Origin of the sequence: Rhodanobacter ginsengiterrae (assembly GCF_050026815.1) — a bacterium.
Classification (GTDB): Bacteria; Pseudomonadota; Gammaproteobacteria; order Xanthomonadales; family Rhodanobacteraceae; genus Rhodanobacter; species Rhodanobacter ginsengiterrae.
Window position 1 is genome coordinate 51,761 of sequence record NZ_JALBWO010000050.1, and the last position, 15,728, is coordinate 67,488.

General features: G+C 61.0%; 14 protein-coding genes. 9 read left to right on the plus strand and 5 right to left on the minus strand.

Annotated elements, in window-relative coordinates; translation table 11 throughout:
* The first annotated feature begins 314 nt into the window (after window positions 1-314).
* The 9 genes from ACQGNJ_RS06585 (at window position 315) to ACQGNJ_RS06625 (ending at window position 8,806) form a co-directional block, all read left to right on the plus strand.
* Window positions 315-800: a JAB domain-containing protein gene (locus ACQGNJ_RS06585; protein ID WP_426688436.1), complete on the plus strand. Its 486-nt coding sequence runs from the start codon at window positions 315-317 to the stop codon at window positions 798-800.
* Entirely contained in the window at window positions 800-1,441 is a 642-nt protein-coding gene (locus ACQGNJ_RS06590; RefSeq protein ID WP_426688437.1) for a hypothetical protein, read from the plus strand. Before ACQGNJ_RS06585 ends, ACQGNJ_RS06590 begins: the two co-directional genes overlap by 1 nt.
* Before the next feature lie 287 nt (window positions 1,442-1,728).
* On the plus strand, window positions 1,729-2,685 hold the full coding sequence (locus ACQGNJ_RS06595; protein ID WP_426688513.1) for a DUF932 domain-containing protein: 957 nt from the start codon (window positions 1,729-1,731) through the stop codon (window positions 2,683-2,685).
* Window positions 2,686-2,697: 12 nt separating this feature from the next.
* Window positions 2,698-3,150 (plus strand): hypothetical protein, encoded by a 453-nt coding sequence (locus tag ACQGNJ_RS06600; RefSeq protein WP_426688438.1) that lies wholly within the window; start codon window positions 2,698-2,700, stop codon window positions 3,148-3,150.
* A 67-nt stretch (window positions 3,151-3,217) separates the two neighbouring features.
* Window positions 3,218-4,192 (plus strand): YqaJ viral recombinase family nuclease, encoded by a 975-nt coding sequence (locus tag ACQGNJ_RS06605; protein ID WP_426688439.1) that lies wholly within the window; start codon window positions 3,218-3,220, stop codon window positions 4,190-4,192.
* A 15-nt stretch (window positions 4,193-4,207) separates the two neighbouring features.
* A complete protein-coding gene (locus tag ACQGNJ_RS06610; RefSeq protein ID WP_426688440.1) occupies window positions 4,208-5,113 on the plus strand; it encodes a recombination directionality factor in 906 nt (301 codons plus the stop codon).
* Between the two features lie 344 nt (window positions 5,114-5,457).
* On the plus strand, window positions 5,458-5,838 hold the full coding sequence (locus ACQGNJ_RS06615; protein WP_426688441.1) for a hypothetical protein: 381 nt from the start codon (window positions 5,458-5,460) through the stop codon (window positions 5,836-5,838).
* Between the two features lie 321 nt (window positions 5,839-6,159).
* Window positions 6,160-6,912, plus strand: a complete 753-nt coding sequence (locus ACQGNJ_RS06620) for a MobA/MobL family protein (RefSeq protein ID WP_426688442.1) — start codon at window positions 6,160-6,162, stop codon at window positions 6,910-6,912.
* Window positions 6,913-7,807: 895 nt separating this feature from the next.
* The gene (locus ACQGNJ_RS06625) at window positions 7,808-8,806 is read left to right on the plus strand and encodes a hypothetical protein (RefSeq protein ID WP_426688443.1); all 999 of its coding nucleotides are present in this window, start codon (window positions 7,808-7,810) and stop codon (window positions 8,804-8,806) included.
* 167 nt (window positions 8,807-8,973) lie between these two features.
* On the opposite strand, the gene ACQGNJ_RS06630 is transcribed toward ACQGNJ_RS06625, so the two are convergent.
* From ACQGNJ_RS06630 to ACQGNJ_RS06650, 5 genes are all read right to left on the minus strand, one after another.
* Window positions 8,974-10,251: a hypothetical protein gene (locus tag ACQGNJ_RS06630; protein ID WP_426688444.1), complete on the minus strand. Its 1,278-nt coding sequence runs from the start codon at window positions 10,249-10,251 to the stop codon at window positions 8,974-8,976.
* Window positions 10,248-11,465 carry a tyrosine-type recombinase/integrase gene (locus ACQGNJ_RS06635; protein ID WP_426688445.1) on the minus strand — a complete coding sequence of 406 codons (1,218 nt, stop codon included), beginning with the start codon at window positions 11,463-11,465 and terminating at the stop codon, window positions 10,248-10,250. The genes ACQGNJ_RS06630 and ACQGNJ_RS06635 overlap by 4 nt, the downstream gene beginning before the upstream one ends.
* A 1,198-nt stretch (window positions 11,466-12,663) precedes the next feature.
* The gene (locus ACQGNJ_RS06640; protein WP_426688446.1) at window positions 12,664-13,395 is read right to left on the minus strand and encodes a UDP-2,3-diacylglucosamine diphosphatase; all 732 of its coding nucleotides are present in this window, start codon (window positions 13,393-13,395) and stop codon (window positions 12,664-12,666) included.
* Window positions 13,396-13,403: 8 nt separating this feature from the next.
* Entirely contained in the window at window positions 13,404-14,126 is a 723-nt protein-coding gene (locus ACQGNJ_RS06645; RefSeq protein ID WP_426688447.1) for a peptidylprolyl isomerase, read from the minus strand.
* A gap of 64 nt (window positions 14,127-14,190) precedes the next feature.
* Window positions 14,191-15,708: a Ppx/GppA phosphatase family protein gene (locus ACQGNJ_RS06650; RefSeq protein ID WP_426688448.1), complete on the minus strand. Its 1,518-nt coding sequence runs from the start codon at window positions 15,706-15,708 to the stop codon at window positions 14,191-14,193.
* Window positions 15,709-15,728: the final 20 nt, after the last annotated feature.

A 15,728-nucleotide genomic window follows, 5' to 3' on the forward strand; every position in this document is an offset into this window, starting at 1 on the left:
GTCCGCGGTCACTGCCTTCGCGCTTGTGCGCTTCGCTTCGCAGCGTCCGCTATGGGTAATCGATGACATGAGCGTCAAAACTCGACACGGTCTACTGCATCCTGGTCGTTGCTGCCGCAGTTCTGGTTGGTATCCTCAATGCGCCAGCTTCTACGCTCCCTGATCCATTCCGCCACAAGTGCAACGCACAAGGCCCGGCATGTCCGGGCCTTGTGCGTCAATGCCGCCAACTAAAGTCTCTCGCAACCCACGCATAAGGCCCGGCTTGATCGCCGGGCTTTATGCCTTCTTGTGCCCCCTAACAGGAGTTCGTCATGCATCTCGCACAATCTATTGTTTGCACGCGCTACAAGCTTTCGGGCGGGACGACAGAGCAAGACGTACTCGCCGCAGCCGAAGGTATCTTGAAGGAAAGGCTCGAACGGCAGGGCAGCATCGGCACCCCTACCGATGCCAGCGCCTTCCTTCGCATGCGCTTGGGTGGGTTGCCGCATGAAGAGTTCCACGTGCTGTGGCTGGACAACCGCCACCGCATTCTGAAATGTCAGAAGCTCTTCACCGGCACTGTCGACGGTGCCAGCGTCTATCCACGAGAGGTTGTTCGGGCCGCATTGAGCATCAATGCCAGCGCCGCCATTCTCGCGCATAACCACCCCAGCGGCGTTGCGGAACCCAGTGCCGCAGACCGGGCTATCACCAACGAGCTCCGCGACGCATTGAGGTTGGTAGGCGTACGGATTCTGGACCACATTGTCGTGGGCGATGAGTGCGTCAGCATGGCAGACAGAGGGCTTATGTGATGCCGATGCTCACGAGTGGTATCCCGTTCGCGGGATTCTACGGCTCCCAGCACGATGCCGAGTTGGACTACGCCATGGAGGCGATGTTCTCCAATGACCAGGGTGACCCGAATCGTGGTCTGACTGATCGCGTAAGCAGTACCTGCCACTGGTCGGCGGTCCGCCGCGTGTACGCCAAGGAGTATGCAGAGTCCTTTTGCGAGGAAGTTGGGATTCGCCATGCCCGGTTCGAGTCAATGGATTCCCCAAAGTTCTACAACTTTGAGACGGATCGCGTGTTCATGGAGCTGCCGCTGGAGGAGGTACAGAGGCTGATGCGTGAGACGTCGACTGCCTCACTCGACCAGGTAGCAGCTGAGCGTCACACGTGCCGCAGCGGCTTCATTTCCTTCTACTCGCCCGATTGGCGAACTTGGGGTGATGCGATGTGCTGGGACCACAATCAGCTCCAAACTTTGCTGGAGGCGTATGTACGCGACACCCATGGTGAACTGGAGGAGGCCAGTCTCATGGGGAGTACACGGGGAAACGGGCGGATGGAGGATTGGATTGCTGACAACACACCAGGGATCGATAGGCTCTACCGCATTCACGACTACTTGCGCGCGCGAGAGGCCTGTGCACGAGTGAATCCGATTTAACGAAATCTCAGACCCATATTACTCATGTGAAGTCGTTGGTCATCGGCTTTGCGCTTGGACGCTCCGCTTCGCAGCGTTCGCTATGGGTACTCGACGACATGAGCGGCAAACTCGATACGGTCTACTGCGTCCTGGTTGTTGCTGCGGCAGTTCTGGTTGGCATCGTCAAATGCACCAACTGCGACAGCTTCAAAGCCCCCTGATCCACTCCGCCACAAGCACAGCGCACAAGGCCCGGCATGTCCGGGCCTTGTGCGTCTATGCCGCCAACTTACGAGGAAACGACAATGCATTTGGTTGAAACGATGGCTTATGTCGGCGAGAAGCCGTGGCATGGTCTTGGTAACAAATTGGCCGCGCAGCAATCCATCGACACGTGGAAGCAGCAGGCGGGTATGGACTGGCAGATCGAGCAATCCGAAGTCCGCTATATCTCCGGCAGCAACCATCTGGGCGTGATCAATGCCTTCCCGGAGCAGAAGGTGTTGTATCGGTCGGATACCAAAGCAGCGCTGGCCGTGGTGTCCAAGCGCTTTCACGTTGTGCAGCCGGGCGAGATTTTGGAGTTCTATCGCGACCTGACGGCCTGCAACGGCTTCGAACTGGAGACGGCCGGCGTCTTGCGCGAGGGCCGCAAGTTCTGGGCGCTGGCGAAGACCGGGCAGAGCACCTCGCTCAAGGGTCGTGACCGCGTCGATGGCTACCTGCTGCTGGCCACCGCCTGCGACGGCACGCTGGCGACCACGGCACAGTTCACGTCGGTGCGTGTGGTCTGCAACAACACCTTGTCCATTGCGCTGGGGAGCGCCAACGGTGCCATCAAGGTTCCGCATCGCAGCCAGTTCGACCCCGATGCGGTCAAGCGCCAACTGGGCATCACGGTTTCATCGTGGGATGGCTTTGTCGCCCGCATGAAGGCTCTGGTGGAGCGTCCGGTCGATCCCGATACGGTCGAAGGGTTGCTGCGCCGGGTGCTCACCTACGCCTCTCCGGACGGTAAGGCCGTTGTGGTCAACGAACAGGCGCTGGCCACCGTCCGCTCACTGTACGAAGGCGGTGGCCGCGGTGCGTTGATGACGTCCAGTCGGGGCACGGCATGGGGTGTGCTCAACAGCGTGACCGAGTTCGTCGACCACCATCGGCGGGCACGCAGCGACGATCACCGCCGTGATGCGGCGTGGTTCGGCCAAGGGGCGCAGATCAAGCAGCGTGCCTGGGACGAAGCGATGAAGCTGGTGGTCTGACGGAGACCTGCGATGGGACTGGATATGTATCTGGAAGCCAAGCGGTACGTGGCCCCCTGCGACGCGCAGACGGAACCGATGCGCCGTGCCATTGGCGCGGCCATCGGCTATGTGCCGCCGAAAGAAAAGCCGGGCCAGGATGCCTCCCTGCTGGAAGTCAGTGGCGTCACGGTGCGAGTGGGCTACTGGCGCACGTTCGATGCCCTGCACCAGTGGTTTGTGAGCAACGTGCTGGAAAGCCATGACGACTGCCGACCAGCGTTTGTTTCTGTGGATACCTTGATTGATCTGGAGGAAAGGCTCGAACAGGTAGGCGATGACCCGGCGAGTGCAAGCGAGCATTTCACCACCGACGAAGATGAAACGCTGGACGAAGACGACGTCGATTACACGTTGAAGGTTCTTCATCACGCCAAGCGACTGCAGGAGCAGGGCTGGGACATTTACTACCGCGCCAGTTGGTGAGGTCAGTCTGATGCAAACGTCATAACGCCCGGCCCTTTGGCCGGGCTTTTTCTTTGGGAGAACACCGATGAAGAAGCGATCTGCCTTGAGGCTGGTCGATACGCGAACGCTCGACCGCGGGCAATGGCTGGCGGTACGCCAAGGTGGCATCGGCAGCTCCGATGCCGCCACGGCCGTGGGTCTCAACCCCTACAGGAGCCAACTGGAGCTTTGGCTGGAAAAAACCGGACGGGCGACAACGAAGGAGGAAACCACCGGCATGGATGATCCGTGCTACTGGGGCACGCTGCTCGAACCCTACGTGGCGACGGCCTACCAACAGCACACCGGGCGCAAGGTGCGGCGCGTTAACGCCGTGCTCCAGCACCCGACCTTCAACTTCATGCTGGCGAACCTCGACCGGGAAGTCGTGGGGAGTCCTGATGTCCAGATTCTGGAGTACAAGACGGCGGGCGAGTTCGGCTCGCGGCTGTGGAAGGACGGCGTACCGGAGTACGTGCAACTACAGGTGCAACACCAGCTTGCCGTGACGGGCAACACCGCGGCGGATGTGGCTGTCTTGCTATGCGGGCAGAAGCTGGAGATCCATCGGATCGAGCGCGACGACGAGGTGATCGCGCGCATGATCTTGCTCGAAGCAAAGTTCTGGGCGTGCGTGGAGCGGGACATCGAGCCTCTTGCCGATGGCAGTGAGTCATCCGCACGAGCCCTGTGTCAGCTTTACCCTGGCAACGACACGACACTGGACTTCGGTCAGGACGAATCCCTGTGCGAGATGTTCACGTCACTGTCCGCGCTCAAGGCCGAGCTGGAAGCAAAGGAACGACTGGCTGAACAGTGCAAGCAAACCATCCAGCAGTCGATGGGCGACGCCTCCCGCGCCGTGTTCCAAGGTGGCGAAGTCACCTTCAGACGGTCGAAGCACAGCACCAGCCTAGACGCCAAGCGGCTGGCTGCCGACTACCCCAATCTCACTGCGAGCTACACCGTGATCCGTCCCGGCTCGCGCCGGTTCGTGTTGTCCATTGCCTCCGATCAGTAAGCACAGGAGTTCACCATGTTGAAAGGTTTGGCTATCACCCCGCCCGTGATCGGGCGGATTTCCATTGGACGCATGGTCGAGCGCAACGGCAAGCGACTGCCGGAGAAGGACGACCAGTTCACCGTCACCAGCCAAGTGCAGGGCCGCGAAGGGTGGCTGCTTCACCCGCTTGACGAGAAGCTGCGCAAGGAAGCGGAGGGTCACAAGCTGCGCGCGATACCGGTGCGCCTGCTGTTCAACGACCCGGCGCTCAACCTGCGCGCGGACTACTCGCTATTCGACCGCACCACCGGCAGGCCGGTGTGCGTTGGCAATGGCGAGACCTGTCGGCGTACAGGCAAGGACGGTATGGCCAGCCTGCCGTGTCCGGGGCCGGATGCCTGTGCGTTCGGCAAAGACGTCTGCAAGGCCTATGCACGCCTCAACGTGGTGGTCGGCGAAGGCGAAGGTGACGCGTTGGGCAGCTTCGTGCTGCGCACCACGTCGTACAACACCATTCGCACGCTCACGGCTCGGCTGGAGTATTTCCACGCCGTATCCGGTGGACGGTTGGCCTGCCTGCCGTTGGAATTGAAGCTGCGCGGAAAGTCGACCACGATGAGCTACGGCACGCCGATCTACTACGTGGATCTCGTGGTGCGCTCCGGCCTCACGTTGGAGCAGGCTATCACGCAAGCACGGGAGCTGGACGAGCAGCGGCACGCCAGTGGCTTCGACCAGTCTGCTTTGGACGAGGCGGCGCGGAAGGGCTTCGCCAATGGGGCGTTCGAGGACCTGGCCGAGGACGTACCGGCGTTGGTTGAGGAGTCTTATCCGGAGGCAGAAGCGGAGCCGGCCCTGCGCGCCGATGGAGCCAAAGTAGGGGCCTCCAGCTTGCGGAGCCGGCTGGAGGCGCGCGTGGCGTCCGCTGGCGCAGGTTGAGACAAAAAAGTAAGGAGACGACGATGTTCAAGGTCATAGGTGGCACGGTGGTCTACGGCTTTGCGCTGTACGGACTGATGCGGTGGTTGTGCGACCGGGACAACGACCCCAGTGCATAGGCAAGTTGTCGGCATGCAAGGGAGGGGGCGAAAGCTCCCTCCCGCTGGGAATAGTCTTTTTTTGCCCACCTCGATGGTGTGCAACTTCAAGTAGGCCACGACTGCGTAGGCCAACCAAGGCGGTCCAAGTGCCCGCTGGAACTGTTCCTGCGCGTCATCACGGTGAGTCTTGAAACCATGAAGATCGTTCGCGCCTTACCGAAGCTGGATATCTGAGTCGTCTCGATGGCCGACACGTCAGACACGGGTCTAAGCACCTCTGAGTTGCTGCAGATCTGGATTCCCTATCGACTGGAGGCCTTGAAGACGATGCTCTGGGCCTATGACAGATCGCACGACTACGAGCAGCCCAGGGATTTGCAGGTGTTCGTAGAGGGGCACCTACTGTTCAACGGAAACACCGCTGCAATCTTGAATCCCATGATCGAAGTTGGATTCATCCATGCGCGGAGCCTGTTGGAGTTCATGGGGCAGCGTGTTGAGAAGGGCCATCTGGCGTCGATTGCGTCGCGCCGTCCAGATGCTATGGGTATCGAGCACCTCCGCGGGCATCCGCATGCTCATCCAGAACAACCTGTACACGCCACTTGGCATCCCCATGCCTGACGCGACTCGTCTCTGTTTGGCAGATGCTTCGTCCGCGCAGTAGGAATCACCGTTGTGCGGTTGCTTACCTTCGTTCCAATAGGAAGCTTTGATTGCCCTCACAAACTCCTTTGCCATTCTAGAGTTACTCGATCTGTAATTATTTACATATGACTACTAATATTCTGAAGAGGTATTTCAGTGTTGGTAGTTGTCAGTAGTGTTCTTCTCTGTCTATTATCTATCTCTTGTATAGAGGGGGATTGAGGATGCGCACTTACCGTTTCCCCGTCTGACAAGCAAAATAATGCTGAATACACCCTTCAAAGCGACCGACGAGCCATGACTCGTCGTTTTTTTGATCTGCTGAAAAAGGGTAGTGCGCAAATGGCCAGTTATCACTTTGAAATCAAGAGCGGGAAGAAAGGCGTGGCAGTAGAACATGCGAGGTACATTCTCCGTGAAGGGAAATACTCCACTAAAGAGGATCTACTCGCTACGGGTTACGGCAACATGCCAAGTTGGGCAGAGACTGATCCGATCGCGTTTTGGAGGGCGGCTGACAAGTTTGAACGCGCCAACGGAGCAGCCTATCGAGAAATGGTCATCGCGTTGCCAAACGAGCTCAACACAGAGCAAAACGTGGCGCTCACCAAAAAGTTGATAGAAGGCTTGGTCAGTAACAAACCGTATCAATTCGCACTGCACGCACCTGATGCCAAGTTGGGGGATGGCGCAAATACGCATCTGCACCTGATGACGTCGGATAGGTTACCCGATGAGATCGCGCGGCCACCTGAGCTGACCTTTAAGCGAAACAATTCCACGTATCCAGAACGTGGCGGCTGCAAAAAGGACAGTGGAGGAAAGACATCCATGCAACTTCGAGATGATGTCATCGCCAAGCGCAAAATGGTGGCAGACATCCAGAATGCGATGCTTGAAGAGATCGGGGCTGTAACGCGAGTCGATCACAGAAGTCACCGAGCGCGCGGCATTGCAGGCGAACCCGAACGTCACCTGGGGCAGGCGCGCATCAAGGGTATGTCAGCCGAAGATCGAACGAAGTACGTGGCGGGTCGCATAAAGGGCTGAGCGAGTGGCGTGCGACCTGCAGTTCGTACGGGGGCACATGCCGGCAGCATTACGAATTTGTGTTGACCACCGATAGTAAAAAGGCGCCGTTTCGTGACGGCTGATGCTTGAACAAAAGGCCTTTACTATCAATGGATATGAACTAACTTTTTGCCGTCATCTTTCGTTGCGAAGTCACTTTGCTTGACTGACTTGATCATGCGGATGCTTCGCGCCGATCCTGCCGCTCGACTGCCAGATAGCGCCCGTTGGCAAGAACGCGGCGAGGTGACCCCGCAAAGGACTGGCGTCGTTTGACGGCGCCGTGTCCTGTAGCGCCTAGGCATGCCGGAAACCGATGCGATCTGTCTTTTGTGGCGCAGTACGGCGTGCGGCTTCCCCCAGGGCTGACGCCGAACGTGGTCCGCGGCAGTGATCAATGGATGCGAACGGCAAAATTACTTTTGACCCCGGAAGGCGCGCTGTAGCGCGATTTTCGACCGGCATAGACGTGTTTTGACCAGAGGGGGTCGTAAAGTTTCGAGTGGTTTTGGACTGGGCGTCGACCGATTCCTGGGCTCAGGCTATCGGCTCTTGTTACGCAACTTTTGGGAGCCCCAGTGAAACCTTTCACGAAATTCTCGCAGGAACCGACCCCCCGGATCGCCCGGATGGCTGAGACTTGCCGGGTCGTCGGGCTTTCGCCTTCGTCGGTCCGCAACCGCCTGCAGCAAGACGGTCGCTGGCACGATCCGAAATTTCCGAAGCCGATTCGCCTTGGGTCGAGCCAACGCTGTGCTATCGGTTGGCGCGTCGACGAGCTGTTGGCGTATCTCGAAGGTCAGCGCCAGGCGTGAAGCACGACATCAAGAGATTCTGGTCGAGTTACGCGCTGGGCCACTGGGACGGGAGAGTCATGTGGGTCGACTATGCTAGTCAAATTCCCCACATTGTCGTGACAACGGAGCAGCTCGCAGTAGATATTGCTCGATCCACTGGTGACCAATTTCGCGCGCAAAAAGATCGCCATGGTCGCGAGATCGTGAAGGCTACTGTATTGGCTCAGCGAATCCTCGACTGGGCGCAGCGAGTCGACGTCGCGATGGTGAGCGGACACCTGAAGCGCAACTCCTTTTCACCACGTTTCGAGTTGTTGTTATCTTTTCGAGATGAATCCGGCCTGTTTTCGTTCGGCATGCCGCCGCCGTCATTAGTGCAGCCGGCCAACCAATGGGTGGACTCCGTTCGTGCACAGGCGCGTGATCCTTTGTTCAAGAAGGCCGTCGAATTCCGAGAGGCCGGCGCCAAGAAAAATGAAAAAAACGCGCGCCAGTATGTGGGCGCTTTGCTCCGGCGATTCTCGACGTTGCTGGTGCTCCAACTAAAACTGGGATACCACCATGAGCCCCAGTGCGCTGGTCCGAATTGGCCCCTTTTTTCTGATGCTGAGGTCTACGGTCACCTAAAACAGGTGCGCAATTTTGTTCGCGGAAAGCTGCCAGGTGTTGTCGGGTTGATCTGGCGATTGGAATACAGTGCTGTCAGGGGGCATTCCTGCCACCTCATGCTGTTTTTTGACGGCTGCCTAGCTTTCGACCGTACCGCGACTGGTCGTTTGGTGGCCGAGCGATGGTCAGCACTCACTCGCGCGTACGGCACGTGCTGGAACTGGGCCATCGAACCGTCACGCCAACGCCACGCCAGTGGAATTGTGAGCGTTTACGATGAAGATGCGTGTCGTCGTTTGATCAAAGAGGCCATGTTCCTCGCCCGCCTCGACTATTACGCGAGCTTCGAGTCGACCACCTTAAAACGCACTTTCGGAAAAGGTGAAATAACGGACAAATTGGTACTGCGAGCGCGTCCGCGTAATGCGACCAAGCTTCGCATCGCCCGTGCAATGGCCTCCGTATGAGTTTCACGTCAAGCCACGTGGTTGGCGGGCGCTCTCGGCTCGCCGGTGGCCCAGCGCAAGCGACCTCCGACAACGGGCAGGGAAGAGCATTTTGGGGCAGCGGAAAAAGCCCGACGATGTGAAGCTCGGTGCCCGCCGGAAATCGGGGCACGAATTGTTGACTGTGCTTAAGACTTTGGGGCCGACAGGAACGTGACGCCGTCAAATGTAATGACTGGGAAAAGGGTCGCACGTTCCTGCGCGCCAGTAAGGCCATGCTTAGCGAGCCAACCGTCCAGCGCAGACGGTTTGGTTTCGCCTTCTGGCGGTGACGCCTTCCACGCAAGCCATTTTTCGGCGGCATGGATCACCAGTTCCAACGTCGGGTACACGAACGACTGTCGCCGCTCGTCCGCCTGCAATAAGAGATTTTGGGCGGCTGCTGTTGGCCATTCGCGTGGCTGATCCGCCGGCAACCCGGCGTTCGGGTCGCGCTCTGGATCGATGAGTTTGGTTGCGTAGTTGCGCCGTACATCGCGGAACACATCCATGAGCTTGGGGTTTTCCTCAGCGATACCATTGAGCGTTTCGTTCGCTATCCGTTTGCGCTGAGATATCTTTTTTGGCCCCCGCAAGTAATCAGGGTTCTGGCTACACATTTCGGCGGCTCGATAGAGAGCGTAGACGGCCGGCGCACGGACTTTCAGGTCGTACGGATCGTACGGATCGTTTGTGACTATGGCGTCTGCCACCGGGCCCACGGGCGCTGTCGTCGATGGCGTGTCGTTGACGGTCGAAACGGCGGCGGATACCTCATGCCCTTCGTCGCGCGGCGAGGCCGAAGCCGGGCTGCATTGTTTTCCGTCTACGTCGATGGTGACGTTGGGCGCGTCTTTGAGCAGTGGCAGAATATGGTCATACACGCCGTCGCCGATGACCACTTGTGTGGGATCAATTTCCATGCTCTCCCATCTGTTCGCCGCCTCCAGGCTTGCTGATGCGATACGCAATTCGACAGAGACCGGTAGTTCTTCGTAGGAGCCAAGCGAATCGCTACCATGCTTCGGCATGGACAAGCCCCCCAGAAAGCGGTCATCTCGTATGGGCGACTGCTGGAACATGCTCTTGCTGGCTGCCTGCCGCGCGACTGTCTCGGCGATCCGTGGGGACAGGCGGACAAACTTGACCTCCAAAAGTGGCATCCCGAGCTCGGGTAACGGCGGTCTAGCTGCGTGACGAGTCGATGCGCCAAGGCCAGAGTAAAAGTAAAAGTGATGGTGGAAGCAGCGAACGAAATGCCCCTTTGGAACCGGCAGATACATCTGGTACTGCCCGCTGCCAGCGTGATTGAAGAACCATTCACACAGTTCATTCCAATCCTTCGCTCGGTTGAGCATGTCCCACCACCGCGTCACGCGGACGATAGGCCAGTGCATTGCGTCCGTGGCCTGCGCGCCGGTGTTCATGCTGTTTTCCTTGGGGGTGAAGGCATCACGAAGTCCGCCCAAGCCTGCATCAACGGTCGTCGTTGCTCAAGTAGGTCAGTGCGGTGGTAAGCCGCCTCCACCTTGTTCGCCACAGTGTGCGCTAGGGCTCGTTCCGCCAGGTCGCGGGGGAAGCCATTCTCGCTGCACCAGTCGCGAAAACTTGACCGGAAACCATGAGCGGTCGCCGTGCGCCCCGGAACGTCGCTGACAGCCTTCACGCGCCGCAGGAGGGCCGTAAGAGTCATGTCCGACAGCGAGGTGCGGTCACGAACGGACGGGAACACAAACGTGTCGTGCTGGCTCTGCTGGTGCTTCAGGATGGACACGGCCTGTTTCGACAATGGCACTCGGTGAATCATCTTGGCCTTCATGCGTTCCGCTGGCACCGTCCACAGCTTGGCGTGCAGATCCACCTCATCCCAGGTCATGAGCCGCACTTCGCCGGAGCGTGCGGCCGTGAGGATCAGGAAGGCCAGCACCGGACTGGTCACATCCAAAGTCTCGGATAGTCGCAGATGCTTACTGACAAAGTGAGGGAGTAGAGCCCACGGCATCGCTGGCTGGTGCTGTGTGCGAACGGTCTTGCCCGGCTGTATCGGAAGCAGATGCCCCACCACGTCGACAGGGTTGGACTGACAGTAGCCATGCGCCCAGCCCCACGCCATCACCGCGTGCAGTCGCTGCTTGACCCGTCCTGCGGTCTCCGGCTTCTCCAGCCAGATGGGGCGCAAAACGTCGGCGATGTGGCGTGGCTGGATCTGGTCGAGTGGCAAGCTGCCAATCAGGGGAAAGGCATACTCGGTCAGGGTGTTGATCCACTGCTGGGCATGCTTGACGTTCTTCCAGCCCGGCTTCAGCTCTTCGTGCAGAGTAGTGGCAGCCTCTCTCAACAGTGGCATGCGGGGTTTGGTCGCTTCGTTGGCTTTGACCTCCAACGGGTCTTGCCCGTGGGCGATCTGCTCACGCATGGAGCGAGCCTGGTTGGCGGCTTCAGCGACGCTGGTATCGGGGTAGCTGCCTAGCCCGGCGTTGCGACGTTTCTTGGTGACGGGGCTGACATAGCGGAGCACCCACTTGCCTTGGCCCTTGTGACTGGGAGAGGGATGAAGCGCCAACCCAGTGACTCCGCCGTGCGCAAGCGGGGTGCCTCCAGGTTTGACGCTACGTGCTTTGGTGTCGGTTAGGAGAGACATAGTCGGAGGCTCCGGATTGATCGACGGTATGCCAGCCAGTATGCCATCTCGACTTAAATATGGTTGCGCCTACTTGTTGCTAGTTGGGCGAATATGTCTAGAAAGTGGCTTTAGATAGCCATTTTGCTTAGTCTACGTTGGTGTGCCTTGACTCTCGTTGCTTACTTTGCAGGCGGTCTCTCTCTCCGCCAGATACGCAAAGCGCCCCGCAAGGGGCGTTTTGCGTATCTGGCGGAGAGAGGTGGTGGACCAACCTTTCTAGGTTCGACAATTTTGCCGGGAGCAAAATTGGACAGCCGCAGGCTGGCCCCGGAGCGCGTCAGCGCGCAGGGGTTTGGCCCCTGGATGGGCCAAACAATCCCCGCGACTCACAAGATGCGGCGTACCCCGCAAGGGGCGTTTTGCGTATCTGGCGGAGAGAGGTGGTGGACCAACCTTTCTAGGTTCGACAATTTTGCCGGGAGCAAAATTGTACAGCCGCAGGCTGGCCCCGGAGCGCGTCAGCGCGCAGGGGTTTGGCCCATGGATGGGCCAAACAATCCCCGCGACTCACAAGATGCGGCGTACCCCGCAAGGGGCGTTTTGCGTATCTGGCGGAGAGAGGTGGTGGACGAACCTTTCTAGGTTCGACAATTTTGCCGGGAGCAAAATTGGACAGCCACAGGCTGGCCCCGGAGCGCGTCAGCGCGCAGGGATTTGGCCCATGGATGGGCCAAACAATCCCCGCGACTCACAAGATGCGGCGTACCCCGCAAGGGGCGTTTTGCGTATCTGGCGGAGAGAGGTGGTGGACGAACCCTTCTAGGTTCGACAATTGCCGGGAGCAAAATTGGACAGCCGCAGGCTGGCCCCGGAGCGCGTCAGCGCGCAGGGGTTTGGCCCCTGGATGGGCCAAACAATCCCCGCGACTCACATCCCAAGATGCGGCGCCCTGCGCAAGGGGCGTTTTGCGTATCTGGCAGAAAGCAGGCAGGGACCGTCGCACACTGACCCATAGCACCAATGCGGAAGGGGGCTTCCGTAAGGTCGTGTGTCGCTCGCAGAGTTCAAGCTCATGCGCATTCGATGACGCGGCCACTCGGCACTCGATCTGAGCTCCGTGCACAAATGCGAAGCTTGTCTCCGCGGAACTTCAGGTCAAGAGCGCCCCCTCCCCAACCCTCCCCTGCAGCAGGGGCGGGAGTACTGCGTCGCGCTCTCAGCCCACTGCCAGCCCGCGAAGCTCCACCTCGGCCTGGTCATTCACTCGCAACACGGAGCCGTGTTCATACCAGTCGCCCAGCACGATGCGTTCGGCGGGTTCTCCATCCAGTTCCAGTGCATGCACCGTCGGGCGGTGCGTGTGGCCATGGATCAGCCGGGTCACGCCGGCCTTGCGCAATGCATCGGTCACGGCGTCCGCGTTGACGTCCATGATGCTTTCCATCGTGCTGCCGGTATGGGCCTTGCTGTCCGCGCGTGCCTTGGCGGCGAAGGCGCGGCGTGCTTCAAGCGGCATCGAGAGAATCTGTGCGCGCCATTCGGGCGTGCGTACCTGGCGGCGCACGGCCTGGTAGGCCGTGTCGTCGGTGCACAGCAGGTCGCCGTGCATCAGCAGGGTGGCGCGCCCCTGGATTTCGTGCACGACGCCGTCGTCGAGCAGGGTCAGGCCGGCGCGTTCGGCGAAGGCTTCGCCGAGCAGGAAGTCGCGGTTGCCGACCATGAAGTACACCGGTACGCCGGCATCGCGAACGGCACGCGTGGCAGCGGCGATGCGCGTGGGCAGTTCGGCGTCGTCGTCGTCGCCGATCCAGGCTTCCACCAGGTCACCCAGGATGTACAAGGCCTCGGCGCGGCGGACCTCGTCACTGGCCAGGTACTGCTCGAACAGTCGGGTGATCTGCGGCCGGCTGGCATCCAGGTGCAGGTCGGCGATGAACAGGGTGGTCATCGCGAGCCTCAACCCTTGCTGGCGGGCTTGGCGGCTTTCTTGCCCGGCCTGGTTGCCGCGGGTCGGGAAGGTGCCGGGGCGGCCTTGGCCGGGCTGGCGGCACTGGCCGCCGATGCGGGGGCCTGCTCGCCCAGCACGTGGGCGCTCTCAATCAGCACCAGCGGATTGGGCACGTCGCCGGCGAACGGTCCCAGCGCGCGGGTGGGCAGCGCGGCAATCTTGTCGACCACGTCCATGCCCTTGATGACCTTGCCGAATACGGTGTAGCCCCAGGTGAGCCCGCTCTGGTTGCCGGCGAAATCCAGTCGGCGGTTGTCGACCAGGTTGAAGAAGAACTGCGCGGTGCCGGAGTTCGGGTCCGCACCGCGGGCGACGGCGACGGTGCCGCGCAGGTTGGACAGGCCATTGTCGGCTTCGCTGGCGATCGCCGAGCGCGTGCGCTTGGGCTGCAGGTCGCGCGTATACAGGCCGCCCTGCACCAGGTAGCCGGGAATGGCACGGTGCAGCAGGGTGCCGTCGTAGAAACCGTCGCGAACGTATTGCAGGAAATTCGCCACGCTCTTCGGTGACTTGTCCGGATACAGCTCCAGCGTGATGTCACCTTGCGACGTGGTCAGCACCACTTGTGGTGGCGGCGGTGCCGTCGCCGCGGCCGGTGCCGGCTTGGCGGTCTGCGCGGGCAGGGTCAGCGGCAGGAAAAGAAGCAGCGTGGCGAACAGGGATTTCAACATGGGCATCAAAGGTGGTCAGGGCCTCGGGACATCATACGCGGCGACGTTGTGGCGTGGGTTCGGCTCAGTTGCCGTTGAGTTCCAGTCGCAGGCCCAGTTCAGCCATCGGTGCCTGTTCCTGCTCCAGGTCGGCTGCGCTGAGCGGGTGTTGTTCGAACCACGCCTGGGGCAGGCCAAGCCGCAGTGATCGGCTGCTGGCCTGCAGCCGCATCTGCGGCAGCGATTCGGCCCGGCGCGCGCGCCGGAACAGCACAGCCAGGCGCAGCAGGGCCGTGGTATAGCGAGCCAGCACGCGATAGCGCTGCGGCAGGGCGGAGATCACCGACTTGTCGGGCTTGCGTCGATGCATGTCGACCACCGCTGCCAGCAGTTGCTGTTCCTGCCGCGAGAAGCCGGCAAGGTCGGCATGCCGCAGGATGTAGGCGCCGTGATGGTGGTGCTGGCTGTGCGCGATGGCCAGGCCGATTTCATGCACGCGTGCGGCCCAGGAAAGCCATTCGCGGGCATCGGCGTCCAGTTTCCAGCTGCGTGCGACCTGATCGAACAGCATCAGCGCGGTCGACTCGACCCGGCGTGCCTGGGCGCGGTCCACGCCGTAGCGGCTGGCCAGCGCGTCGATGCTGCCGGTGCGCGGATCGCTGCCGCCGGCGCGGCCCAGCAGGTCCCACAGCAGGCCTTCACGCATCGAGCTTTCACACACGCGCAGACGCTCGATGCCCAGAGCGGCAAAGGCGGCTTCCATGATCACCACGCCACCGGCGAGCACCGGCGCGCGGTCCTCGACCAGGCCCGGCAGCTTGAGCGTGCCGATCTGGCCCTGCTCGATCAGGGCCTCGCGCAACGAGACCAGTGCGGCGGCCGTGATGCCGTCATCCGAGAAGCCCCTCGCCTGCACCACCGAGCCGATCGACTTGGCGGTGCCGGAAGAACCGAAGGCGTCCTGCCAGCCGGACTCCCGGTAGTCCTCGGCGAACTGCTGCAGCAACACGCCGATCTCGCTGCCGGCGCGCTGCCAGCGTTTGCGGTTGATCTTGCCGCCCGGAAAGAAGCGCAGCGTGGAGGCGATGCAGCCTGCTTGCACGCTTTCGGTGTGCAGCGGCGCCAGCCCACGGCCGATGATGAATTCCGTGCTGCCGCCGCCGATGTCGATCACCAGACGCGGCTCGCGCGAAGCGGGCAGGTCATGCGCCGCGCCGAGGAAGATCAGGCGGCCTTCCTCGCGACCGGAAACCACTTCGATGGGATGGCCGAGCGCGGCCTCGGCCGCGGTCAGGAAGGTCTGCGGCGAGGCCAGTCGGCGCACGGTATTGGTCGCCACGGCACGCACACGCATCGACGGCAGGCCGGCGAGGCGCTGGCCGAAGCGGGCCAGGCAGGCCATCGCGCGGGCGCGCCGTTCGGCGTCGAGGCTGCCGTCGGCGCGTAGGCCGGCGGCCATCCGCACGGTGTCGCGCAGGCGGTCGATCACGCGTGGCTCGCCGTGTTCCATGCGCGCGACCACCATGTGGAAGCTGTTGGAGCCCATGTCGATCGCGGCGATCAGTTCGCCGTCGCGGATCGGTGTCTGTTCGGCTGCACTCACGCCGGGGCTCCCGCGATGGC